Annotated in this window: 28 protein-coding genes; 5 read left to right on the top strand and 23 right to left on the bottom strand. The window is 40.3% G+C overall.

Translation table 11 applies throughout. From position 1 onward, the window contains the following. Window positions 1-287 precede the first annotated feature (287 nt). The 15 genes from BV902_RS08160 to BV902_RS08095 form a co-directional block, all read right to left on the bottom strand. Window positions 288-1,937: an RNA-binding domain-containing protein gene (locus BV902_RS08160; protein ID WP_075991511.1), complete on the bottom strand. Its 1,650-nt coding sequence runs from the start codon at window positions 1,935-1,937 to the stop codon at window positions 288-290. Window positions 1,938-2,044: 107 nt separating this feature from the next. Further along, window positions 2,045-4,258: a DNA/RNA helicase domain-containing protein gene (locus tag BV902_RS08155; RefSeq protein WP_075991510.1), complete on the bottom strand. Its 2,214-nt coding sequence runs from the start codon at window positions 4,256-4,258 to the stop codon at window positions 2,045-2,047. A 10-nt stretch (window positions 4,259-4,268) separates the two neighbouring features. Then, entirely contained in the window at window positions 4,269-4,598 is a 330-nt protein-coding gene (locus tag BV902_RS08150; protein WP_075991509.1) for a nucleotide pyrophosphohydrolase, read from the bottom strand. Between the two features lie 124 nt (window positions 4,599-4,722). Next, window positions 4,723-5,169 (bottom strand): nuclear transport factor 2 family protein, encoded by a 447-nt coding sequence (locus BV902_RS08145; RefSeq protein ID WP_075991508.1) that lies wholly within the window; start codon window positions 5,167-5,169, stop codon window positions 4,723-4,725. Between the two features lie 151 nt (window positions 5,170-5,320). Beyond that, window positions 5,321-5,650 (bottom strand): metal-sulfur cluster assembly factor, encoded by a 330-nt coding sequence (locus BV902_RS08140; protein WP_070565732.1) that lies wholly within the window; start codon window positions 5,648-5,650, stop codon window positions 5,321-5,323. A gap of 37 nt (window positions 5,651-5,687) precedes the next feature. Further along, a complete protein-coding gene (locus tag BV902_RS08135; RefSeq protein WP_075991507.1) occupies window positions 5,688-6,950 on the bottom strand; it encodes a hypothetical protein in 1,263 nt (420 codons plus the stop codon). A 1-nt stretch (window position 6,951) separates the two neighbouring features. Further along, window positions 6,952-7,779: a DUF2249 domain-containing protein gene (locus tag BV902_RS08130; protein WP_075991506.1), complete on the bottom strand. Its 828-nt coding sequence runs from the start codon at window positions 7,777-7,779 to the stop codon at window positions 6,952-6,954. 14 nt (window positions 7,780-7,793) lie between these two features. Next, on the bottom strand, window positions 7,794-8,720 hold the full coding sequence (gene ric, locus BV902_RS08125; RefSeq protein WP_075991505.1) for an iron-sulfur cluster repair di-iron protein: 927 nt from the start codon (window positions 8,718-8,720) through the stop codon (window positions 7,794-7,796). Window positions 8,721-8,749: 29 nt separating this feature from the next. Beyond that, complete coding sequence (locus BV902_RS08120) at window positions 8,750-9,517, bottom strand: ABC transporter permease subunit (RefSeq protein WP_075991504.1); 768 nt, start codon at window positions 9,515-9,517, stop codon at window positions 8,750-8,752. 7 nt (window positions 9,518-9,524) lie between these two features. After that, window positions 9,525-10,238 (bottom strand): ABC transporter ATP-binding protein, encoded by a 714-nt coding sequence (locus BV902_RS08115; RefSeq protein WP_075991503.1) that lies wholly within the window; start codon window positions 10,236-10,238, stop codon window positions 9,525-9,527. Next, the gene (locus tag BV902_RS08110; RefSeq protein WP_070565743.1) at window positions 10,235-11,485 is read right to left on the bottom strand and encodes a nitrous oxide reductase family maturation protein NosD; all 1,251 of its coding nucleotides are present in this window, start codon (window positions 11,483-11,485) and stop codon (window positions 10,235-10,237) included. Before BV902_RS08110 ends, BV902_RS08115 begins: the two co-directional genes overlap by 4 nt. A 10-nt stretch (window positions 11,486-11,495) precedes the next feature. Beyond that, window positions 11,496-11,945 (bottom strand): nitrous oxide reductase accessory protein NosL, encoded by a 450-nt coding sequence (locus tag BV902_RS27695; RefSeq protein WP_083663517.1) that lies wholly within the window; start codon window positions 11,943-11,945, stop codon window positions 11,496-11,498. Next, window positions 11,932-12,546, bottom strand: a complete 615-nt coding sequence (locus BV902_RS27690) for a hypothetical protein (RefSeq protein ID WP_198386050.1) — start codon at window positions 12,544-12,546, stop codon at window positions 11,932-11,934. Before BV902_RS27690 ends, BV902_RS27695 begins: the two co-directional genes overlap by 14 nt. 11 nt (window positions 12,547-12,557) lie before the next feature. Beyond that, window positions 12,558-14,546 (bottom strand): Sec-dependent nitrous-oxide reductase, encoded by a 1,989-nt coding sequence (gene nosZ / locus BV902_RS08100; protein ID WP_083663516.1) that lies wholly within the window; start codon window positions 14,544-14,546, stop codon window positions 12,558-12,560. A 59-nt stretch (window positions 14,547-14,605) separates the two neighbouring features. Continuing rightward, the gene (locus tag BV902_RS08095; protein WP_070565751.1) at window positions 14,606-15,082 is read right to left on the bottom strand and encodes a c-type cytochrome; all 477 of its coding nucleotides are present in this window, start codon (window positions 15,080-15,082) and stop codon (window positions 14,606-14,608) included. Between the two features lie 262 nt (window positions 15,083-15,344). On the opposite strand from BV902_RS08095, the gene BV902_RS08085 reads away from it, so the two are divergent. Together BV902_RS08085 and BV902_RS08080 are read left to right on the top strand one after the other, a co-directional pair. Then, window positions 15,345-15,956, top strand: a complete 612-nt coding sequence (locus BV902_RS08085) for a Crp/Fnr family transcriptional regulator (protein WP_075991501.1) — start codon at window positions 15,345-15,347, stop codon at window positions 15,954-15,956. A 44-nt stretch (window positions 15,957-16,000) separates the two neighbouring features. After that, window positions 16,001-17,236, top strand: coding sequence for a hypothetical protein (locus BV902_RS08080; protein WP_157625952.1), 1,236 nt, complete (start codon window positions 16,001-16,003; stop codon window positions 17,234-17,236). Window positions 17,237-17,344: 108 nt separating this feature from the next. On the opposite strand, the gene BV902_RS08075 is transcribed toward BV902_RS08080, so the two are convergent. Beyond that, window positions 17,345-17,791 carry a nuclear transport factor 2 family protein gene (locus BV902_RS08075; protein WP_075991499.1) on the bottom strand — a complete coding sequence of 149 codons (447 nt, stop codon included), beginning with the start codon at window positions 17,789-17,791 and terminating at the stop codon, window positions 17,345-17,347. Between the two features lie 237 nt (window positions 17,792-18,028). On the opposite strand from BV902_RS08075, the gene BV902_RS08070 reads away from it, so the two are divergent. Then, a complete protein-coding gene (locus BV902_RS08070) occupies window positions 18,029-18,484 on the top strand; it encodes a macro domain-containing protein (protein WP_075994675.1) in 456 nt (151 codons plus the stop codon). 131 nt (window positions 18,485-18,615) lie between these two features. Here the strand turns inward: BV902_RS08070 and BV902_RS08065 are convergent, their stop codons facing one another. From BV902_RS08065 to BV902_RS08045, 5 genes are all read right to left on the bottom strand, one after another. Further along, entirely contained in the window at window positions 18,616-19,062 is a 447-nt protein-coding gene (locus tag BV902_RS08065; protein ID WP_083663515.1) for a nuclear transport factor 2 family protein, read from the bottom strand. A 172-nt stretch (window positions 19,063-19,234) separates the two neighbouring features. After that, window positions 19,235-19,579, bottom strand: coding sequence for a hypothetical protein (locus BV902_RS08060; RefSeq protein WP_075991497.1), 345 nt, complete (start codon window positions 19,577-19,579; stop codon window positions 19,235-19,237). A 356-nt stretch (window positions 19,580-19,935) separates the two neighbouring features. Next, the gene (locus tag BV902_RS08055; RefSeq protein WP_216640448.1) at window positions 19,936-20,778 is read right to left on the bottom strand and encodes a nucleotidyl transferase AbiEii/AbiGii toxin family protein; all 843 of its coding nucleotides are present in this window, start codon (window positions 20,776-20,778) and stop codon (window positions 19,936-19,938) included. Window positions 20,779-20,849: 71 nt separating this feature from the next. Continuing rightward, a complete protein-coding gene (locus BV902_RS08050; RefSeq protein WP_075991496.1) occupies window positions 20,850-21,644 on the bottom strand; it encodes a type IV toxin-antitoxin system AbiEi family antitoxin in 795 nt (264 codons plus the stop codon). Between the two features lie 236 nt (window positions 21,645-21,880). After that, the gene (locus BV902_RS08045) at window positions 21,881-22,183 is read right to left on the bottom strand and encodes a hypothetical protein (protein WP_075991495.1); all 303 of its coding nucleotides are present in this window, start codon (window positions 22,181-22,183) and stop codon (window positions 21,881-21,883) included. Window positions 22,184-22,386: 203 nt separating this feature from the next. Here BV902_RS08045 and BV902_RS08040 point away from each other — a divergent pair, with 203 nt between their 5' ends. Beyond that, complete coding sequence (locus tag BV902_RS08040) at window positions 22,387-22,614, top strand: hypothetical protein (RefSeq protein ID WP_070570510.1); 228 nt, start codon at window positions 22,387-22,389, stop codon at window positions 22,612-22,614. Further along, window positions 22,611-22,889, top strand: a complete 279-nt coding sequence (gene yidD / locus BV902_RS08035) for a membrane protein insertion efficiency factor YidD (RefSeq protein ID WP_075991494.1) — start codon at window positions 22,611-22,613, stop codon at window positions 22,887-22,889. Before BV902_RS08040 ends, yidD begins: the two co-directional genes overlap by 4 nt. 199 nt (window positions 22,890-23,088) lie before the next feature. On the opposite strand, the gene BV902_RS08030 is transcribed toward yidD, so the two are convergent. Together BV902_RS08030 and BV902_RS08025 are read right to left on the bottom strand one after the other, a co-directional pair. Beyond that, the gene (locus BV902_RS08030; RefSeq protein ID WP_157625950.1) at window positions 23,089-23,529 is read right to left on the bottom strand and encodes a hypothetical protein; all 441 of its coding nucleotides are present in this window, start codon (window positions 23,527-23,529) and stop codon (window positions 23,089-23,091) included. Window positions 23,530-23,540: 11 nt separating this feature from the next. Next, complete coding sequence (locus BV902_RS08025; RefSeq protein WP_075991492.1) at window positions 23,541-24,590, bottom strand: type I restriction endonuclease; 1,050 nt, start codon at window positions 24,588-24,590, stop codon at window positions 23,541-23,543. Window positions 24,591-24,606 lie beyond the last annotated feature (16 nt).

The following is a 24,606-nucleotide window of genomic DNA, read 5'->3' as shown; positions in this document are numbered from 1 at the left end:
TTCTCCTAATCTTTCTACTTGCTCTTCTACTTATCTTTCTAATTCTCTTTCTACTTGCTCTTCTACTTATCTTTCTACTTATCTTTCTACTTGCTCTTCTACTTATCTTTCTACTTGCTCTTCTACTTATCTTTCTACTTGCTCTTCTACTTATCTTTCTACTTGCTCTTCTACTTATCTTTCTACTTGCTCTTCTACTTATCTTTCTACTTGCTCTTCTCCTAATCTTTCTACTTGTTCTTCTCCTAATCTTTCTACTTGTTCTTCTCCTAATCTTTCTACTGCGATCAATTCGCTAACTCCCACATAGAATATTTGAAAGTGCCTTTATTGACAATTTTATTATGATTTTTAAGTTTAGTTATTAAATTGTTGACTTTCCTTTTCCGCTGCTCATCCGTCATCCAGTCCGGCAATTTATTCCATAACAATTCATCTATTTCCGAACGTGACATACTATGATGCTGCGATATTGCTTTTAAGATAAGATCTCTGTAATATTGATTGTCAAAGGCCTTATTTTTCGTATAGCCTACTTTATCACCAGATTTCTGAGCGACATGTAAGCCAATAAAATAATTAGGTTTTCGCCCCTCAATCAGTTTTTTACGCCTTAACTCACTCTCCTCGTGGTTACTTAAAGGCTTTTTCTTCTGCACCTTATCCAGTGCCATAATATCTTCCAGGGAGAGATCTTTATGCTGCGCTAATAAACGGGCATAGTCCAAATTCAAGACTTTACCTGAGATAGTGACCTTAACTTTGTCATCCGACAGATCATAGTCGGGCAGAGGAAAGTAGCGTTCCCGTTGAAAATTAAAGATCTTTTTGATCCCCCCTCCCGCAGTATCGACCATCTTAAGATTGAACATAGCGGTGGCTAAAAACTTATTTCGATAGAATTCTTCTGGTGCATCTTCAATGACAACCTTTTCTACACTACCAGGAATAAAATTACCATAGTTGGTAAAAACCAACTGATCCTCCATTTCGACAACATTAACGCGTGCTCCTTTTGTGTAATCTTGATGGGCTATACAATTGTTTATAGCCTCGCGAATGGAAAAAGGCTCATACTTAGAAACCTCGGCAGGGAAAATCGTCCCCTCTTGCATATAGCGATATTTAATGTTTCGTATCTTGGCAAATACTTTTTCTACCGAAAGAATGAGTGGAAGGCCAAATATATCGTAATCAATATCGTTATTTTCCGTATCCACTAACTTCCAACGTATCTTGACATCCGCTGGATTTAAGAAATGCTCAGACTCGTCTTTACCCAACAGGATAACAGCAGTCCGAGTGACTTTCCCCTTGACGGTTACTTTAGCTTTGTTGAGAAAGGTGATATCATCCCATTTGTCCATTTCCTCCGCTTTGTCCGGAAACTTACTCTTATAGTTTCTTCTTGCTAAAGCTATCGCTTCTTCATCAAGATCTTCTATCGTAGCATCTGGAATTACCGCTGCGCTCCAGTCATGTTGAGTCGCCTGTGCTCTAATTCGTTCTATCTTTTCAAGATTAAGAGGAACCAATTCTTCTCCATCTCGAGCATAATAATGCCCATCAAAACTTACGGGAATACCACGTGGCGCGGCTGGTATCTGAAACATGAGCACACGTCCTCCTTCTTTAATAACCTCATGGATCTCGATAAAGGTAATCCGATTGGTAGTTTTGTTTGCTATTTCTCCCTTAAGCTTATCGAGATCAGTACGGTTTGATCGATAATTGGTACCAACTACGGTATGCTTCTTATCCTCAACACCAAAAACTAACCATCCATAGGGTTTACCAAAAAGATTAGCTTCATTACTGATAGCAGAGAAGTATTTTCCCAGTTTGGTGAAGTCATAGTTATTTTTGGCTTCCTTAAATTCAACGACCTCGTTCTCCGAGGATAAACTTAAGAGTGATTCAAGTATGTGGGTATTCATTAAAGTGAATTAATTTACAATTGGCATGTACCGATATATTTCCATCGATTAATTATACAAAGCTAAGGAAATACTTCCAATTGTTATTGATTATTGAAGCAACTTTACTATAGCACCTGTCTAAATATGCCGATCACCTGGAGATCTACAGTCTCCTCATCTTTCAATATAATGGGACTGTAGGAGTCGTCTGAAGACTTGGGTAAGAGGATAATTTCCTGATGTTGCCAGCCCTCTTCCGTAATAGTCTTCTTACTCGAATACTCTTTAATGGTATAATTGGCTCCAAAATCGCGATCTTCAAAACTACTGGATTCAACCAGACAGATCAGACCATTTCTGGAACCACCTTGATAGCGCTCGAATAAACAGATCGAACCATTGGGAATAATCTTATTCATGGACTCTCCCACAACCTTACAGGCAAAATAACGTTGAGGATCCTGATAGCGTTCTTCAACTTCAACATATTGCAAAGTCTCACTTTGCTGCAATTCGGAAAAACTGCCTGCTGCAATCTCAAGATCATAATACGGTATAGAACTCGCTGTAGGTTCATAACTAATAAGACGTGAAGGAATGACTTTTGACTCGTTTCCGCTATTTCCTGTCACAACCTCCATATGTTGACTCAAATAGGCTTTAAGATTCGGATTGCACACATAAACATATACGCCCCTAATCCCTCTAAACATCAGCGTCTTGTAGATATTTTTAACATAGAATAATAAATCTAAGTCATCGGTGCTATTCTTCCCATTCGTATCTTTATATTCATCCCGATACACCACTATAGTTTTAGCAATAGGATCATAGTCGATCTCTTTACCAAAAACAATAGCGATATAATTTAGGTCATTACCAAATACGGTATGTATACTCCCTACTTCATTTATCGCATTTTTTGAATTGATCCAATCTTTAGCTGTCGAATTCCAACGAAGATCTATCCCCTCAATGGTCATATCATACAGATGCCTGTTTTTTTTATCCTTGGTCTTATATTCCCAGCTAAAGCCTGCAACCAATCTCGACAATCCCATCTCTGCTTCCTTCTGGAAAACTTGACCACGCATCGCTACAAAACTATCAAACAGCTTAAGCTCAAAATCATTCGATTCAAATCTTTCGTTAGGCAACAATTCCAAGTCAAACAGTCGATGGACGAAATCAGTAAACAGGTCACCTCCTTCAGAGCGAATCTGCGTCTGCAAGCGTACACTGTCATACGCCTTAGAGTTCTTTAAAACTTCAAACCTTGAAGGTGGTAAATCAGTGGTACGGATAGATTGGTTGCTGTCATAAAAGAAAATCTGATTTTCGGACTGCTTCAATACCCAATCCAACTCTGTTCCTTCGTTGATATCAAATCCGAGACGCGTATTGCTCTTATCAAAATCACCATAACCGGATATATTTTTGCGTCTGCGCAAGCGGTGAGCCTCATCCACTAAAACCACTTTATATGTTCGTTTTGAAATATCTGTTGGCGATATAACCATACTCGAACTGAGCTGATCAATATCTTTGAACACTTTCTGCAGGGTACTGCGCAAGGAGGTCATCGATACGACAAGAGCGACTTGATCTTTAAGATCTTTTTCATTTTCTACTGTAATACCATGTTTGTCTCGATATGCATTAAGCAACCCGAATGCCTCCATTGAGAATTCATCCTTCATCTCAAACTGTTCAAAATAGCGTATGGGCGTAACAAGCAATTTAAGTACATAAATCGCAATGATAGTCTTACCAGTACCTGCATTCCCCTGTATAAAGATACCTTTTTTGTCGTCCACGAGCATTTTCAAACAGGCCAGAACTGCCTGCTGCTGGTCTAGGTTCAAACTCTTGTAGGGTGAGTACTTAAAAACGTTGCTGTTAATGATCTCTTCGAAAGACGTGCGCGCTATTTTAAGTTCTTCGAGTTGTTTCCAGATCTGTGGAAACAATACTTCATATTCTTTCTTCTGGTGATAGTAGTGCCCGTTATTGCCAAGGTTGGCATTGATTAGTTTCAGACCTTTTTCTGCTGAGAAAAGATTGATCAGAAATGCTTCTAAATGTAGGGTAACGGATTTGTTGAACAAATGCGAATAGATCGCATGTCGTATTAATAGGTCTTTCTTGCTGTCGTGTCTATTGTGGCTTGAAAAGCGGTTCTTGATATCGATAGATTCACCTATATAGATTGATCTTTTATCGTTGAGCAGATAAACAAGTGCGCTGTTATAAAAATCTAGTTTGCTATCTGTATCCTTAACCTCTCCTGTACTACCCACGGGAACAATATGAACTTCTTTAATATCCAATTCTGACATGCGTAATCAATTACAGTTCATTATATTTTTTAGCAGTTCCCTTGGCTTTTTCGACCGGGTATTTTTCATTATTGAGTCTCATCTTGTCCTCCACGATCTGCTTGACATCAAGTCCGTGCTTATCGGCAAGCAATAGTGCATACATGAGTACATCGGCAAGCTCATATTTCAACTTGTCAGGATTGGCATCTTCATTTCCTTTCCACAGAAAAAGCTCCAGAAGTTCAGACGCTTCAATGCTCAATGCCACCGCAAGATCCTTGGAATTGTGAAACTGCTCCCAATCTCTCGCATCTCTGAATGCTCTGATCTGTGTTATTAACTGCTGAATATCCGACATGATAAAATCTTTTAACTAAAAACTGGCCTTTGTCCAAATATCCGAAATATTGTTTAGGAATGAAAGGAAAAAGCCACATCTCACGACATGGCTCTACAACATATATATTTATTTGAGATGGCTCTTATTTATAAGAATTGATCGATTTGGATACTTTCCAGTCATTACCCACACGCTCCAAAGTAACCAGATCAGTTTTGGTGAAGTTCTCAAATTTTAGAGTCACTTTAGCCACCATATAGTCTGCCGATTCCTCGATGATAGCTGTGCTTACTGTACAGTTTAGCTTTTCGCCTTTTTGTTTTTTCAAAGATTTAACCACTTCGCTACGGCTGTTACTTTGTGCATTGGTAGCTTGGATCTTTTGATTAAAATCAGCTGCAAATAACTGCTCTACTCCTGCTGATTCTCCTTCAATAGTTACCGCTACATAATGATCCAAAGCGAAGTCTGCTGTGGAAAGGTTAACGTTCGCTTTTGTTGCTTTTGCTCCTGGTCCTTCAGCTGCCATAGCAAATGTTGATACTGCGATTAAAGCTGCTGCTGCGAATGTTTTTACTAATACTTTCATAATGTTTTTTTTTATTGTGTTAGTACTTTTGTTCTTATTTGTTGACTCAAAACTACAACACAATAGGCCCTTAGCCTAAAGGCTTTAGACTAACGATCGGGAAAACTCGGCGAATAGCGGAAATAGGGAGGTGAATTTATTCTTCAAGAAATCATTCTCGTTCCAATAGGCTCTTTCCCTCTTCGCTGATCCGATCGGGAGTCCAAATAGGATCCCAAACGAGCTCGATAATTATTGCCCGCTGTGGAAATTGCTGTTGCAATGTTTTTTCAACGCCATGAACGATAGAGTCGCCCATCGGGCAATAGGATGAAGATAACGTCATGGTAACAACAATACGACTGGGATCGGTTAAATTAATATCATAAATTAAGCCCATATCTACGATGTTGATCCCCAATTCGGGATCCATCACAAGCATCAATACCTGAACAGCTTTTAACTGATCGGAAGCCTCCGGTTTTGTTAGATCAATTTTCATGGTATCTTTCATTAAATATATAGGCGAGGTGCGTAGTTTATTTACTTTTTCTTTGATGAAAAACTACTTTTCCGACATTGACAACATAAACAGCAGCAAGTGCTGCCCAAAGCCAGGCTGCACAGTATAATGCCCACCTGAATCGACCGGCTACAGCAACCGCCATGACGACAAGCGCCACTAGGTAAAGATAATATTGTATAGAAAGTAATCGCTGACTATAAAGTTCCTTGGGCAAAGGTATTTTTTTGATGCCATTGAGATCTTTATAGCGCCAATTCCAGATCATAAAAGGCAGGGTCTTATAGGTCATCCCTAAAATAATACCCGTTAACCATCCAAAAAACACCCATACGGCATATAAATTCACCCAATTACCAGACTCCTGCCGGACAACCATAGGTAAGGTGAGAAACGCGAACAATAAACTCAAAAAGGAAATGAAACTATGTTTCATCGGAATATCCAGTACCTTACGCGCCCGGTGCACAAAACAATCCACGACAAAAACGGCCCAGCAAACTACTCCCAATAGCACTATTGCTCCAAAGGTAAGAGATCTTAATCCCACAGGATGGCTGTATCCGTCCAATAAAAAAAGTACCAATCCAAGGTTTATCAAAATGACCGAAACATAAAGCCACTTTGTTTTGGTGGATTGTCCCAAGAGAAACATCGGCAGCATCTTCGCTCCCGCTCCCAGGATCAACTGCAAAAACCAACCAACAATACCGACGTGGGCGTGTAGCTTTAGGATATCGAGGTGACTTTTTGTTAGAAAACCATGGGCTAAATTAATGGCAAGCAAAAGGCCTAAGGTGGTTGTAAAACAAAGCCAGAAGGCCGAGAACGTAAAATAAAGGCGTAGTTCAAATAGATGCTCCACATCTTTAGTCGTCATCCACAGCAAGTAGAAGTACAGGTAGGAGCTGAGCGTAATCAATAGCCCTCCAACGCACATGAGTAAACCGATCTTGAAATACCAGAAACTATAAATCAACACACAGGTTCCCGATGTCAATAGGATATAACTGAAAAATGCCAATTTGGAAGAGCGAAGTGAACGTTCAAAAATAACCGGCACCAGCTGATACGCCGCTCCATAAATCACCATCGTGCCCCAACCTAGTGCTAGGCTATGGACGATTGCCAGCACTTTTGGTTGAAAATGGTGCCCAAAGAGCTGCCCCCCGCTAAAAACCAAGAGGAAGCTGAACAGTAGAAAAAAAATGCCCGCAGTGATAAAAAACGGCAATACAGCATACGCTTCTGGGCTCTTATGAATAGCAATATGTGCCATTTTATTTAACGGGGTAAATTAACAGATGGACATCTCCAGGATGTTGTTCATGGATGAAAATCCGATAAGAAAAATGATCCAGTTCTTCTAGTAAATGGAGCGGAACCTTCCGATGTTTTACATAGACAACCTCATCGGCTTTCAGTTGAGCAAGGGCCTCAAGAATTGATTCCATGGGCTGCGGCATAGGCAATGTCCTGACATCCAATGTAACAAGTTGAAGCGCGGAAAGTCGCGCTAATTTCTGCTCAAAAAGTCGTTTCGGCACAAATGAAATATGATCGCCCTCAGCAGGCTGAACGGACAGCACTGTATCTTTTTTATAAAAGTAACTTCTGAATTCACCCTCCGCCCATTCGTGGCTATAGCTTGGCACTCCACGCTCCTCCATACGCCTAATTAATGGAATGGGGACAAATGAATTGCTGATGCAAAGAATCCCTCCTGCGACGAGTGAGCGATACAACTGAAAAATATCTTTTAATGGATCTTGCCCCATTTCCAATAGGGGTCTCACATCGAATACAACCGTCACTGCTGCATCATCCATCCAACTTGGCCGCTCTGCTGCATCGAATGGATCATTGACTTTCTCAGCTCCATCTGACATCCAAATAAAGCCGAGCGGTACCAGCGCAGCACGAAAATCTGCAACCGAACATCCGCCAATTTTTGCTGCTTCGCCTATGGAGACCCGAGGGGCCAGTATCCGACGCAACACCGGGATCCGGATCTTACGCAAGGGTTTGGCAATAGCTGCAATGGCTTCAATGCTTAAGTCATTATAGCTGATCAGTTCTGAAATCTTGGTATGCTGGTTTATCCGCATGGCTTTTCTAGTTTTTAATTCATTTGAACACCGTAGCTCGCGAGCAACTTTGGAAATAAAATATTATTCTCCAGGTGGATATGCTGCAAAAGATCGGATTCGAAAGATTCGATCTGTGAAAATAATGACGTGTAGGAATTGCAGGCATTGGCTGGCAATGTGTAATTTTGGGTAATTTTGCGCAACTGCTGAAGTTCCTTTCCTGAATCTTCGTGTTCGGAAATCAAAAATTGAATGAGCTGCTCTACCTGTTTGCTGGTCAATTCTTGTTCATTCTTGGTTGCCGGAAAGAGCTGCTTCTCCTCTTTATCCAAATGATGGTAAAGGTCATCAAGAAAGGCATCGAGTTCTTTGGACAAGTTGACCAGCTCGGGATGCTGCTGTGCATGCACATCGGCCACTTTATGTGCAAGTTCCTGAATAATCGGTCCTTTTTCCCGGACATACCGATGATGAACATTCTTAATATAATCACTTAAAAAATCGATATCCCAATCTTTAAAATTTAGCGGTGGGCCGGCTATAGGAAGCTCTTCGGATTGGTTTAACCGTCTGCGCAATTCAATTTCATCGAGACCAACACTATGAGCGGCCTCCTTAAGCGTCTGCTTACCACCGCAACAAAAATCTACCCCAAGCTGTTTTAAAACTTCGGCCTTGCGGATATCCTTGGCAGCAATATGGCCAACGGTTTCCAGTGTTTCGCTTTCGAGCGGTTTGCCAAGGCGAACCTGCCAGTATTCGGGCCCCGATTCAAGATAATTCCAAATGAGATCCTTTCCACGTTCACCCAGCAACTGATAATAGAGCGGTTTAGGATCATGATCGTTTTTGATAATAAATGACTCGCCCGAATCCAGGGCATCGAAGTGATCAAATATGGTCGGGTGTTTAAGTCGAGGTTCTATATTGAAAACCTCCAATAACGGTGATTTAATCATGATAATAGTATTAAATGGTCAATAAATTATTATAAATCCTTTTTCTTAAAATAGCGAATAGATAGCCCTAGAGGAATGAGGCACCAGAGCAACATGACCAACAGGGTGGTCGCAATGCCGAATGTATTACCGAAGAAATCCCGAAATATCGCCCCTGTATAGCCCATCATCGCGGATAGATCGACCTGTAATAAAATAAGGATGCGACAGATATCGATGGGATTGAGCATGGACAGTGCAACCATTCCATGTTCGATGGGATAATCCGCAAACTGAAATAGGATGAAAAGCACCAGTGCGTCAAAAAGCAGCGTGAAATAAAGCCAAAGCAAAATTGCCAATCCTATCCCCTTCGACTTATCTCTGATCAATACAGATGTCCACATCGCGATCGAAACGAAAATCAAAGAAAGTAACAGTCCGCAACCGACCAAAGTAATTCCCGAAGAGCTAAATGCATAGATAAAAGTTGGTATGCCAACGCCAATAAAAAAAGCTAAACTAAGTGCACCTGCCAGACCCACATACAGGCTGCCCCAAATGCTTTGCCGTTGCAAAGGCTGACTGACAAGGCAATTGATAAACTCGGAACTCTGGTAGATATAGATGCCTGAAAAAATGATACTCATCAGCGGAACTACAAACAACACAATATTCAGTAGACTGAGTAATCCCTTTTCATAGTTGTCCTCCATGCTATAGACCGTCATGGAAAGTACAAAGAGTAATATGGTGTAGCATAAAATGGTCTTGTTGCGCAAGAGATCCACAAAAACGTAGCGTATAATTTTATTCATCTTTTCTCTAATTAGACAGGTCGCGGTTCTGCATCAAATAAGCGATTGCTTTAGATAGCTTTTCAGTACCTGTATCTTCTTTTAATTGCTGCAAACTCTTATGAAACTTCAGCTCTCCTTCCTGCAGAAAGACAATCTGCGATACAAATTCATCGAGATCACTAAGCACATGGGAACTGATGATGATCAGTTTACCGCGTCCGATTTCTTTTTTGATTTTATCCTTGAGAATTTCGGTAGACAGAGGATCCAGTCCTGCTGTAGGTTCATCCAGGATGAGTACTTTGGGGTCAAACATAAATGCGATACAGGCACTTACTTTTTGTCTTGTGCCACCGGAAAGCGTTGCCATCCGTTTTTCCAACAGCTTGTCCACGCCAAAAGCCTGATAAAGATCCGAATCCGTCTGGGGCTGTTTACGGATATCTTTGATCATATCCAGGACCTGTTTGATGGACATATTCTCAGGATATTGACCGATCTGCGGCATATAGCCGATATGGTTCCGATAAGCCCATTGCTGTCCAATGTCCTGTCCTTCAAAAGTGATCCGTCCGGCACTCGGCATGACCATACCTAGGACAGACTTGATCAAAGTAGTCTTACCACTGCCATTGGGGCCAATTAAGGCAACGCATTCGCCGCCATTCAAGGTCAGATCAATGCCCTTTAATGCATTGAATTTTCCAAAGCTTTTCGTTAACTGCTGGATACTAATCATACTTTTATTGATTTCATGCGAGGCTTATCGTCTTTAAGCCCCTCGGGTGTCAGACTTGGTAATAGCTTTTCAGTCCGGTCGAACAACATGGCCATAAAACTTCGAAAAAGTAACATCGCCGAAGGATAGCGCTCAACCATCATCGAGAATAGGCTTACGGGACGAAAAGGGATATCCCCAAATCCGTCTTTGTCCAGATCGTATCCCTCGTATTTGTCCCAATAGTTATGCACAAAGCTGTTGAGTGTAAGGGTACCATTGGTGGCAACATCAAAGGTATTCTGAAGAAAATTATTGTCTTTAAGCACATTGTCCATACAGCTCGACTGAATCTTGAGCCCCCATCCGTTGCTCTTAAAATTGTTATGTTCAATATGGATACGATTCGATCCTTCCATAAAAATACCCGTGGTATTGCGGCTAAACTGATTGTTGATGATCTGACTATCGGAAATATCTTTGAGCAACAATCCATAGGCGGCATCGCCCCAATTCTCTTCGAAATTATTGTTTTCCATATGGACATGCTTGGTATACATAACAGCTACACCTGCACCATTGCTGCGAAAGGTGTTTGAGATGTAACTGTTCTCATGGGAAAACATAAAATGGAGACCATAGCGCAGATTTTTTTCAGAAAGATTGCCCTGTACTCGAGTATGGGTCACAAACTCAAGATAAATACCGTCCCTATGTCCAGACACTTCATTATTTTCAACACTTAAACTATCTGATTTCCAAGCATGAATACCATTACCAATCAGCTGCTCCGCTGTACCAAAAGCTTTGAGGATATTGCCCCGTATTTCAACGTTTGTAGCATTCTGCGCATAAATCCCGAAAAAATTGTCCACGAGCTCATTGTCAAAAATTTTGATATGCGCTGTATTGTAAATTTTAATACCAGCAATATCATTCATGGAAGAATGTCCCGAATGCTGTATTAAAAAGCCTTGAACAGTAACCTGCGGTGATTTGATCGAGAGCGGTTCATATTTTTTCTCGCCGTCCAGCACAGGTTTTCCCAGGCCTTTCAGGAAAATTGCCTTATCAATAACAATATTCCCCTCCTTATACACACCCGCCGCTACTAAAACGGTATCACCTGATTTCGCTTGTGCTAAGCCAGCCTTTATTGTTCTGACCGACTGCCCCTTTCCTACCTGGATGGTTGTCGCCGATACAGGCACGTTTACGAGCCAAAGACAAGCCATTGCACAGTACAACGCTAAAGCTAGATTCTTCATTGTTATTCATTTATTTCCACAGATCATTCCAGGTCATCACCGTGCCACCGATCTCTGCTTTGACCTTATCCAGTTCCACCCGTTTTTCAAATACAGCAACATTGCCTCGCATTGGGCTTTTCAAGGCTTCACTTTTGAGATAATATGCACCTTCAGCCGGTACGAGCTTATGGCTAACATAATCCGGCAGGTAATAAACGGCAATCTCTTCTTTTTTGACCGAGTTCCCTTTGACAAAGGCGATCATACATTGTACGTCATCAAAATTAAAGACCCGTCCCTTTTTTGTCTGCAGCTGCGTACCAAAACGCGCGTCCGTTATTGTCATCTTACAGTGGGCACATTGCTCGCTACCGTATTTAATAGGCTTGGGTTTATTGTTGCCCTGACAGGCCTGCAAACTACATAGAACCATCAATATACTACTACAGATCAACGCAAATAATTTATAGTTTCTCATATGATTTTAGTTTTAGGGTTTTATTATTTTGCCACTCCCGCACTGTACAAAAGGCCAAGATAATTCCACAGAGTATAAAGATCCATCCCCCGATATCAGGTATAGAATAGGCGCCAAAATTTAAAAGCTGTTTGTATCCGATCAGTGGTGGCTGATAAGACATTCCGGGAACTTTTATCGGTGCAGATGGATCGAGCTGATGCCCATAGTTGTATTCCCAGATATAAAAGTCAACCAGGGCTGCGACTCCAAAAAGCAGAAAACAAAAGAATAAGCCATAGAGCAGTTTTCTATTCTGCACGAAACCGGTAAGCAAAAAAGCAAGCGCAAAAAATAAGATGATATAGGGCAAGACCTTAAATTCTATGAAATCTTCCGCATGTAGAGTTTTCATCCCGATATAGTGGTTCAGTCCATTGATAATATCAACTTGTCCGGCCAACTTGTTGCTATAGATCTGTAGTTCTAGCCCTTCTGGGTATTGTGCTGCGTCGAGCTCAATACGCCAGATGGGTAGGAAGATGACCGCTACCAGGGCCAGGCCACTCAGGATCAAAAGAATCCGATGTACTGCTGACAGGTGACTTGTAGTTTTCATCATTGTAGGTTATATTAATTGGTCTTCTCTTGCGGTTGATTGGTTCCCAGACTATAAATCAACGGAACATTGTTTCCTTTTTTTGAGATACGGATATACCCCTGCATCTCTTGGTGTAACGCGCTACAAAAATCCGTACAGTAGAACGGGAATACACCTACTCTATCTGGAACCCATTTCAATGTCTGTGTCTCTCCCGGCATAATGAGCAATTCTCCATTCTTTGCGCCTTTGACAGCAAAGCCATGCGGCATATCCCAGTCCTGCTCAATATTGGTCACATGGAAATAGACTTCATCGCCTAGTTGTACACCCTCGATATTGTCCGGAGTGAAGTGTGAACGGATGGATGTCAGGTATACATGTACCTGGTTACCTTTACGTTCAACGCGTGCATCTTTGTCTCCTTTGGCAACAAATGGGCTGGTATTTTCTTCAATTTTAAAAATCTTCACACTTTTGTCTTTCACTTTCTCCGCTTTGATAGCTTGCGCATAATGTGGTTCACCAATGGTCGGAAAGTCTAACAACAATTGCATTTTGTCTCCCGAGATATCAAACAATTGGGCACTCTGAGCCAACTCCGGTCCTGTAGGGAGAAAGCGGTCTTTCGTAATCTTATTATAGGCGATGACATATTTGCCTTCTGGATTTTTGGTATCTCCACCAGGTATCATTAAATGGCCTGTTGAGTAAAATGTTGGTGTACGGTCGAGCACCTTTAAATCCTTAATATTCCATTTCACCAATTCGGAAGACACAAAGAATGACGTGATTGCATTTCCTCTGCCATCAAATTCTGTATGCAGTGGGCCCAAGCCAGGTTTTTGGACTTCGCCGTACAGCGCAGATTCGTATTTGATAATTGGGATACCACCGAATTTTCCTTCGAATTGTTTTTCCTGGATTGCTTTCTGCATCTTAGCGAACGAGAATACAGGTATGACCGCAGCCAGTTTACCCGACCCTACAATATATTCGCCTGTAGGATCAACGTCGACACCGTGCGGAGATTTTGGGCAAGGGATATAGTAGCATAGCCCCTCCAGCTCCTCTGCCTTCAATACGATCGTTTCTGTATTAAAAGATGTTTTTGCGGTATGTGATTTCTCGTCGTAAGTGTTATGGGCATACTTCAACCCGGTAACCTTTTTCCCTTTTCCGGCTTTCAAATACTCTTCGGCTTTTTTCCAGTTGACGGCCAATATAAAGTCTTTGTCATTTTTGGATGCATTGACCTCCAGCAATGTATTTGCCTGTTCGGTATTGTAGGTGGAGAAGAAGAACCAACCATGAGAAATCCCTTTACCGGCTCGGCTCAGGTCATAGTTTACACCGGGTGTCTCAATCTGAAAAGCCAATTCCATGTTGCCATTATCCTTATTGACGCTGACAAAGCTCAATGTTCCGCGAAAATTCTTTTTAAAGGTATTGATAGGTACATCGCCCGACTCACCGTCCAGCGGAACCGAAAATCGCGTTCCTGCAACAACATATTCGGTATTTTCAGTAATGTACGGCGAAGAGTGGTTTCCACCGCTGTTGGGGAGTTCGAGTACTTCAGCCGTACGAAAAGTTGTCAGATCCACCCGGGCAATACGGGGGGTATTGTTGGCATTGACAAATACCCAGCGGCCGTCGTAGTTTCCATCGGTTTTCGAAAGCTGCACGTGGTGTAAATCATCCCAAGGTACATTGCCATGGGACGTTTCGAGCATCGGTTTAGTTTCTTCACTAAAACCCCAGCCCTTTTCGGGATCTAGTGAAAAAACGGGTATTACACGCAATAATCTGCCGGATGGAAGTCCATAAACGGAGAGCTGCCCACTAAATCCCCCGGATACGAAATTGTAGAATTCATCGTATTTCCCTGGGGCAACATATACCTTCTCAGCGGCATCACCACTCACGGCGGCTCCCGCTCCTTTGGGTTTACAGGCATGGAAAGTCGATAACACCGCGCTCGCCATTAGGCTCGTCAATATGTATTTTGTTAAAGTCATTCTATTCTTATTTTAAGGTTAATACCTATGCAGCTTTGTTGATTCTTATTCAGCTTTTATTATTTTACACCATCATTTTGTCGCATAAACTCCAATACCTTTCGGGCTTCCTCGTCCGTTAGATTTTGGTTAGGCATCCGGACCATGCATAGTTCAAGTTGCGCCTGTAATTCCGGATCCTTATCGATCATCGGATCAGGATTAGTGATAAAATTCATGATCCACTGTGGTTTTCTCCGTTGTGTCACACCTTTCCATCCTGGCCCGACCAATTTCTCGTCGGTTAGCTTGTGGCAGGAAGCACATTTCAGGTCAACAATCAATTTTCCGGCTGCGGCCATTGGTGCATCCAAATGGTCAGCGATTTCCACTTTGTCAAATTTTCCCTCACCGCGGTGAGGATCATATCCACTGGCGTCATTTGCCGAAGCCCCAGATTCATTAACACTGTTGGCAACGGTCTTTTTCTCGCCATTGTTTGAGGAACAGGAATAGATAAATAATCCCATCAAACAACATACAATTAGCTTTCTCATCTTATTTTGGTTTTGTGTTCAAACTTGATTGTGTTTTACTTAATCCAAAGGTATTATCGAAGCGTGTAGCCATTTTATGAGGCAAATCATAAAATGATTCCGGTGAGAACAAACCATCAATCAAAAACAATAAAACACTATATATAAGCACATTAACACCATATTGATTTTCATCACTCATTCCCGTGATCAACATCAAGATCTATTTTGTGACACTACTATATCTTTACGCTGTGTAGTAAAAACTAACTTATATCGAACGATGATTCCAACCGCAATACTTCTCGAAAAGGGAGCGAGCAGCCTACATGCCGATATTGGTGAAATACTTTTTCATGAGGATAGCATGGCCACATTTTATTATCAGTTGTTAAGCGGGCGAGTTCGTCTTTCTAATTTCTTATCAGACGGTAGGGAGGTCCTCCACAATGTTATCTGTGCCAATGAGGGCTTTGGAGAAGTAGCGATATTGGACAATGGCGTTTATACAGTGACGGCAATTACCGACAGTTCATGTACATTACTGAAGATCAGTTCGAAAAAATTCATCGAAATCATATATGAATATGGCAACCTACATCGTTTGGTATCACAAAAGATGGCGCGCGAACTACACTTTAAACTCTTTATGATCAAATTAATTTACAATCGTTCACCGGAGGAGATCCTCTCCAATCTGATCCAAAAGTTAAATGAAAGCAAGAGACTCGTTTGTCAGGAATGCAACCGACTTATGCTTACGCGCCAACAATTGGCTAATATGACCGGGTTAAGAGTAGAAACAATCATCCGGACAATGAAGCAAATGGACAAGGAAGATAAATTGAACATTATCCGCGGAAAAGTTTTTGTTCCGGCCGATGGTATTGATTGAAGCTTGAAACAACGATGTTTCAGCTATCGGAAAGAAATCAACGTATGAATAAAATCAGTAGCTATTTAAGTATCAGGAAATGGATCGTCATCACCCTATTCAATTTACTTATTGTAGGTATTTTCGGGTTGATTATGCGCTTAAAATTTTTATTTCCCATTCCTTGGATCGACCAGAAAAACCTCATGCATGCGCATTCGCATTTTGCTTTTTCCGCCTGGGTATCCCAAGCTCTTATGATTTTTCTCATAATGACCGTTCTGGGAATAAAAACCAATCAGATTTTGTGCAGGAAATATCAGCATATCCTATGGGCTAATTGGACGGTTTCGATAGGCATGCTTATTTCCTTTTCAGCTGCTGGCTATAACCTATGTTCGATTATATTATCCTTTTTATCGATACTTGTCTCTTATTGGTTCTGCTTTCAATTAGTGCGGGATCTTAAATCATCGACGCTTCCTCCGGCCATTTCGATCTTAATTAAGTCGGCACTATTTTTCAATATATTTAGTTCACTAGGGGCCTATTTTCTGGCATATCTCAAAGTGAGCCACCAACTGGATCCATTAAAACAGCTTGCATCAGTCTATTTTTATCTTCATTTTCAGTATAATGGCTGGTTTTTCTTTGGCTGTATTGCTCTGTTTGCCAGTTGGCTGTATAAACGTACTGGTAAAATACCAATAAGTCCGCGTTTTTCGCTCGTGTATGTCATGACTGTTATACCAACCTATTTCTTATCTGTTCTATGGTGGAAGGGTTTACCCCTGTGGCTATATATTATTATAGTCATTACAGTCGGATTGCAATTTGTCCTGTGGGGAACATTAGCACAACGAGTCGTCCGACTGGTCCGAAGCAATATTTCACTCCGCTTAAGCCCCGATACATCTAAAATTTGGTTATGTGTCCTGTTTGCCATTTTTCTCAAACTGATATTGCAAGGCATATCGGTCATACCTGCTCTGAGCCAACAAGCTTATGGATTTCGACCAATTGTTATTGCTTATCTTCACCTCGTCCTTTTGGTGGTAATATCACTCTTTTTAATTGGGTATGCTTTTCAGATTTGTATGTTAAAAATCGAAAAAGGCATTCACTATGGCGTTTATGGCTTACTTGTTGGAATCTTTTTGAATGAATTTGTGTTAATGTTGCAGGGGCTCGGTGGATTTATACATTATTCTATCAGGGGAACACATCATGTGCTGACGGTCGCTGCAGCTATTATTGTTGTCAGCCTCTACAGGATAACGCAAACCCAATTACGCAAATGATGCTATTAGCATAAGCCATGAGAGATGATCGATCATGAAATAGCTAGAAAATAAGCCACATCTCTCGACATGGCTCTACAACATTTATATATTTATTTGAGATGGCTCTTATTTATACGAATTGATCGATTTAGATACTTTCCAGTCATTACCTTCACGTACAAGAGTCACTAGGTCTGTTTTGGTAAAGTTTTCAAACGTCAACGTCACTTTGGCTACCATATAATCCGCCGACTCCTCAAGGATTTCGGTGCTTACCGTACAGTTTAGCTTTTCACCTTTTTGTTTTTTCAAGGATTTAACCACTTCGCTACGGCTGTTAGACTGCGCATTGATAGCTTGGATCTTTTGATTAAAATCAGATGCAAATAACTGCTCTACTCCTGCTGATTCTCCCTCTGTAGTTACCGCAACATAGTGCTCTAAAGCGAAGTCTGCTGTAGAAAGGTTAATGTTAGCTTTTGCTGCTTTTGCTCCTGGTCCTTCAGCTGCCATAGCGAAAGTAGATACTGCGATTAAAGCTGCTGCTGCGAATGTTTTTACTAATGCTTTCATAATGTCTTTATTTTATTGTGTTAGTTCTGTTGTTCTTATTTGTTGACTCAAAACTACAACACAATAGGCTCCTAGCCTATCGGCTTTAGACTAACGATCGGGAAAACTCGGTGAATGGAGGGAATAGGGAGGTGAAGCAAGTTGCATTTCAGGATAATTTTGTTCATCTTCATCCTCCCAACAATTCGACTTCCAAGCTGAATGATTGGACTTTATTACGCATTAAAAAAAAAGAAAATGGTCACATATCTAGATTCTGGAAATATATTCAATTTACCTGATGTAAAAAATTATGCTCATGGTTGTAATTGCGCTGGAGCAATGGGGAAAGGAATCGCTTTACAATTCAAAGAAAAATATAATCAAATGTATTTGGAATATAAAAAGCGTTGTAAAGATGGTGATTTCTCTCTTGGGGATGTTTTTTCTTACGACTATGGTGAAGGCACTGTTTTCAATCTTGGCACTCAAAAGACCTGGAAAACCAAAGCAGAACTTAAAGCAATTGAAGATTCTCTTCTCAAAATGCTTGTATATGCCCGCCAAAATGGCATCGAAAAAATAGCCCTGCCAAAAATTGGGGCCGGGTTAGGTGGTTTAGTTTGGGACGATGTAAAAGCTACTATTAACAGGGTTGCCAAAGATTATGATGATATTGATCTTATCGTTGTAGAAAATTATAGAAATATTTAAAAAAATAATTGACAATTAGTAGCAAGTGGACAAAACTAAAAAAGCCACATCTCACGACGTGGCCTTAAATAAACATATGATTCACTAGTGGTCTGCCTTTTTATAATTGACAAACCACCAGTTATTGGATACTACTTATATGAATTGATCGATTTAGATACTTTCCAGTCATTACCCACACGCTCCAAGGTAACTAAATCTGTTTTGGTGAAGTTTTCAAATTTCAACGTTACTTTAGCGACCATATAGTCTGCCGATTCCTCAATGATATCTGTGCTTACTGTACAGTTTAGCTTTTCACCTTTTTGTTTTTTCAAGGATTTAACCACTTCGCTACGGCTGTTAGACTGCGCATTGGTAGCTTGGATCTTTTGATTAAAATCTTCGGCGAATAACTGCTCTACTCCTGCTGATTCGCCCTCTGTAGTTACTGCAACATAGTGCTCTAAAGCGAAGTCCGCAGTGGAAAGGTTAACGTTTGCTTTTGTTGCTTTTGCTCCAGGTCCTTCAGCTGCCATAGCGAAAGTTGATACTGCGATTAAAGCTGCTGCTGCGAATGTTTTTACTAGTGTTCTCATAATGTCTTTTTTTTATTGTGTTAGTTCTGTTGTTCTTATTTGTTGACTCAAAACTACAACACAATAGGCTCCCAGCCTATCGGCTTTAGACCAACGATCGGGAAAACTCGGTGAATGGCGGAAATGGGGAGGTGAATTTTATTTTAGCAATTTAAAAATAACCAAGTTCCTATTAAAAGAAAAAATAAACGCCAGTTTGCCTTTTCAAAGCTTCTTCAAACAGGCAAATAATTTCTTCCATAAGCTCCTGAATACGATCATCTTTTAACCTTACATTTTTTAAATATTTTAACCCTTCCTCCAACTGTTGCTTATTCGTAATAGCATCGTCTTCAAAATCATCTATTAAACAGCCTAGCATATTATTCAAATCTGAAAATACACCAAAAGCATCTAATTGATAAAATTGCGACTCTGAGAGAACTAACTGGATCAAATGATGATCTCCAGCTTCATTAAAATCCAATAACTCTTCTGCCCTTTTGTCTTTTGGCGTAATGATATAACGATTTTTCATATAACAGTAATCCGACGGTTGAAATGCTATGTACTTTTAAAATACTTTATTGAGACAGCTGCCGTCATATCAAGTTAACAAAAAAAATTACTCCAATAAAACTATTTCAAATTGACTGTTGTTCTTACAATACAAACCGGCTACAAGCTACCTTTCGAAAGAAAGGTTCAACATAAAAATTGGCGTCGTACAGTGAAAATCCAATAGTCTTTAAAAGCATTGGATGACGAAACAAAAAAGAGGAAACGATAGGAAACATAAAAATTATTGTACAAATAAACGCTAACAGAAAGGGTCTGATGAAAATCAGGCCCTTTTGACGTAAAAAAGCCATATCTCTCCTATTCAGCTTGATTTTAAGGATATAGGACAGCTTCTAGATTTTTGTAAGCGGTAACGTGTTTATTCTCTGACATTTTATTTAAATTGATTAATCTCCATTTCACTGAAGGAAGTTCCGAGACTAAAGTTGCGTCCAATCCTAAGAGTGCCCAATCAGGTGTCTTATTTTTGACAGAGAGTAAAAATTTACGTTCACTATCAGTCATCTCCTTGTTGATATCTGCAATCAGTTTCTCCCGTACAGAAAGTAGCTCCTCTAAAGAAACTTCAATTTCTGCCATTTGCGCAAACTCCATTTCATATATACCTGAGATATCTTTTCGGTTTGGATTAAGCAGTTCTGCCATCGGTCGAAAATGACTTATTAAAAATACAAGAAATGTTTTTCGTAATTCTTCCGTTAATCCTTCATTTTCGTATAACTGTTTTACATCAAACAAATCACGGGGATGTTGACGATCTAGGGCAGCGCAAAGTTTACCAGCATACAGATCTGGGTGTGATGCAACTAGCATTTCAGCATAACCAAATTCTTTTTCAACCTGCGGTCGCACTTCCATTCTGACAGCTGGGAAAAGGCTTCCACGTATAACAGGAGATAGTTCTATTTTAACACGAACATCATTAAGTGAAACTATTATTCGTAAAGAATTATCCTGTTGTAGTGTTGTATTTTGAACTTGGGCACCTGCAATCGATTTCTTTATGGAATCTGTTATTCTCGCTAATGCAGCTCTGATATTTTCAAGAGAGGCGTCGCGATCCTCCATTGGCAGATACAACAAATCGATGTCTACGGAAAGCCTTGGCAAATCTCTATAAAAACAAATTAATAGCCGTACCGCCTTTAAGTGCAAAACAGTCTTCTTTATCGATTATAGGTAACAATCGGATCAATAAACGGACCTGCTCGGCATATTCTTCTTTCTTACCCATAAAAATCAGGAACAGTTATTTTATATTTCTTATTTAGTTTCCCACCTGTGACGATCACACGATTACCAGATCCAAAATCTATTTTCTCAGATTGAAGTTTTGTAAACCAGGTATGATTTTGACGCTCGGCAAGGTAAAAGAAAAGCCTGCGAACTTTGATATTTGTGCACAGTTCCAATAATCTTTGGAGTGTCCTAGGAGAAAGCGTATTTAATCCTTGCATTAATTCATCCGCATGTTCAAATGATATATTTTGGGGAACTTGATTCATCACTTCCAAAATAGCTCTTTCAGGAATGGATATACGTAAGCCTTCCTTTGTATTTTTCCAACTGAAAGCTCTAGTAAACTCAAGTAATGCTAGCGGCCTTTCATCTTCAAAACTATTACCAAATAAATAGCCAGAACTATGCTTAAGAAATTTGATCCCTGTTGTAAGGTTATTTATCCATATGGGAAGATTATCCCGGCCATATAAATGAATCAAGCGTTGATTAGACATCGGGAGATAATGGGTCAGTTTCTGAAGTTCTAAAGCCGATAGGCCTCCAATGGTTAGATCTGTATCTAGCTGTTTCTGCAGGAAATAGGCAATATCCCCCCATTCCACTTCTGCCCCTTCACGTTTATATACTCCATTTTTCACAGTTTCCAATAGTCGACTCTTCAATAAATTATCGATCGCATGACCTGTGAGATCATTCTGCTGTAGCCAAGATCTGGTAACCAAAGCTCCCTCCGGCACTAATTTTAACACATCTTTCCTTCTCTGAGAATACATATTCATGTTTAAACTATTTAAATTTATCGGCAAAAACGCCGATAAATCAAACATACATAAACTGATTTATTTAACAAAACTTATATTATCGGCGTTTTTCGCCGATAATAAAGAAATACATAAACAAGTATGTCTTTTCGAAAAACAAGCATAATACCGTTATTCCTGATTTTAGAGAAATGGATGTAAAAAACTCATATTGATATCATGTTATCTGAATTGACTCGCCGAGATCCTCCGCTCTACAAAAAACACACCGATTGTTGCCAGTCACCTAAGACAACCGGAGCATCGCCAATGGCCAAAATCGATCTTTTGATGCCATCGATCTCTTGCTTATCCAATTTGTTTTTCAGCCTTTGCAAGCGGACCTGATTTCGCCCGCTGGGCTTAATCAGCACCAGATCGGACACATCAAACTGCAAAGTGCCTTTGATAGGATCGTAAAACTTCTCATTGGCAAAACTCAGTGTATTAAAAATACTGATCTTGGTTCGTAAAAGCCAGTCTCCAGAGGTCAGATAAAATGCAAAAGCATTCCTCATCTTGACATGTTCTTTAATACAGTAGCTAGCCACCTTGGCGCATAGGCATAACTTTTACGGGAAGCCGTAATAATCTGTAATTTTTTATTCTTAAAATTGACAATATTGTAAAATGGATTGTAATAAAACTAAAAATACATTGATTTTCAATGTTTTACTATATAGTTTTAATTAAATCATTAACCCAATCAAATACTGATATTATGGAATACAAAGTAGTACCTTTTGTAGCATCGATAGACCCAAGGACAGGCACATCGGATCAAGTAGCAGAACAATTAGAAAACCTGATTAACCAGGGTGCATCAGGAGGATGGAACTATGTAAGACTAGAAAGCGTCACAACTTATGTACATGCCGAAAATGGTTGCTTTAATAATAAACCTGGATATACGACGGCAAGACAGATGGTGGTATTTTCAAGGCCATGAAGCCTCTCCTATTGACCGCGATCCGGTTGTATTGGTTGATCATCCCACCGGAAAGAAGACGTAAGTGTATATTTAGGCATAGCTGCTCTAAATATGTATTTGACGTAACTAAACATGAAGGCTTTAGGGCAGGTAGTAAAGCATTGCTTTCACGCATGAGAACCTGTAATGGTCACTTTGACATAATCACAGATTATAAAAGTGGTAAGCGGATGATGTACCTGAAAGGCGGTGTAGTGGTTGGCGAGGCGGAGATCGCGGAGAGGTTGTTGTAAATAGTTTAGGGATGGAACTTAAAAAGCATACCTATCTGTATTTTTGCGAACTAAATAAATACAAAAAGCCGAAGATAACTGAGAAAGTCATATACACTGTAAAAAATAATCTGTTAAACCTCTCCGAATGTAGGTAATTGGCTTTTTAAAGGTTGTTCAATAAGGCTTTATCGAACAACCTTTATTCAGTCCTGAATCTTTATTTATGCTGCCAGCACCTTCCCCCACCTGACACTTTGCGCTGACACGGTCCTCCTTTTTGAGTTGGAGCACCACAGATGCCCGAAACAGGTTTAGTTGATCCCGAACTTTTTACGATATGTCTAACAGTAACACTGGAATTGCCTGACTTCGAAACCAGCCGCTTACCGTCTTTTATAATATGAGCAGACACAGTATTCGAATTCGATTGTCGCCCAGTGACGGTCACTTTCATCTCTGTGAATACCGAGCGCGGAAAATCTTTCTTCCATGTTCCTTTATGACCATTCAAATACACCGTAGTCCCTAGGTCATCAACATAGTTAATGTCACATTCATCACATTCTGTTTCATAACCATATGTATCGTATTCCGATTCAGCTTTTTTACAGGCCATAGATAAAAATGAAATAAGAAATAACAATAGATACTTTTTCATAACACAGCTGATTAATAGTTAATGACGGTTTCCACGATCTGCTCTGAATATTTGTAGATATCATCCAATGAATCTAGATCATATTTAGCCTCCTTTTTGTCTTTGTCAAACAACCCGATACGCAGGCGATTGGGCGTAAAATAGAATCGACAGATCGGTTTGCGATTGTTATCATCTAGTAAGATGCCGCAGTAGGACTGATTATCACGCATAAATATGCGACCTACCTCGATCTCTTTACGCAAAATAGATTTAATGATCAGGTATCCCTCAATCTCTTCCTCCGTGGTGACAATCAAGGCATCGGGTTCTGTCGGTGCAATTGCAGCGTTCTTTTCTTCGGCTTCAGTTTCTTTTTTGAGTGCGCTTTTTAGTCTTTCGGCGATCTGGTCGTTCACAATCTGTGTAAACACCCGTTTTACCAATGGCGTAAACTGTTCCAAAACCTTTGCTGTAACAACACTTGGATAGGCTTGCTTCGCAAAAAAACGAACGAAATCGTCGCTTGGGTTTTGCATCTCGCCCATTGCTAAAATAGTCAACTCGTTAAAGTACTTTAATTCGCTCGCAACGCTGGAAATGCTTTCGAGATCAAATTCTGTTTTGTGGAATTTGCGTAATTCGGATACTTCATTGTCTTTGATATCCATAATCTTGAACTCAAAAAATGGCTTTTCGTCCATCTTATTCGGAGTAACCAGATCGGTGTAAAAGCGGTATTCTACGCCGTTCGTCAGCAAACCAAATTTGGCTTCTGTGGTATGGAAATAACGGAACAATTGCGAATTATGCGGATCAAGCCCGTCCGCATAATGTTTGCATTCAATTAAGATAACAGGTTTGTCTTCACGTAATATCGCATAGTCAACCTTCTCCCCTTTCTTGATACCGATATCGGCAATAAACTCTGGTTGTACCTCAAACGGATCAAACACATCGTATCCCAATATCTTCAAAAACGGCATCACTAGGGATGTCTTTGTGGCTTCCTCTGTTTTGATCTGTGGTAAAAGTCGGTCAACGCGCTTGGCAAATTGACGAATCTCATCTTTAAAATCCATAATAAAATAGTTTTGT

The organism is Sphingobacterium sp. B29 (genome assembly GCF_001952815.1).
Classification (GTDB): Bacteria; Bacteroidota; Bacteroidia; order Sphingobacteriales; family Sphingobacteriaceae; genus Sphingobacterium; species Sphingobacterium siyangense.
Note: the sequence above shows the minus strand (reverse complement) of the source record. Positions and strands in the feature narration are given on the sequence as shown.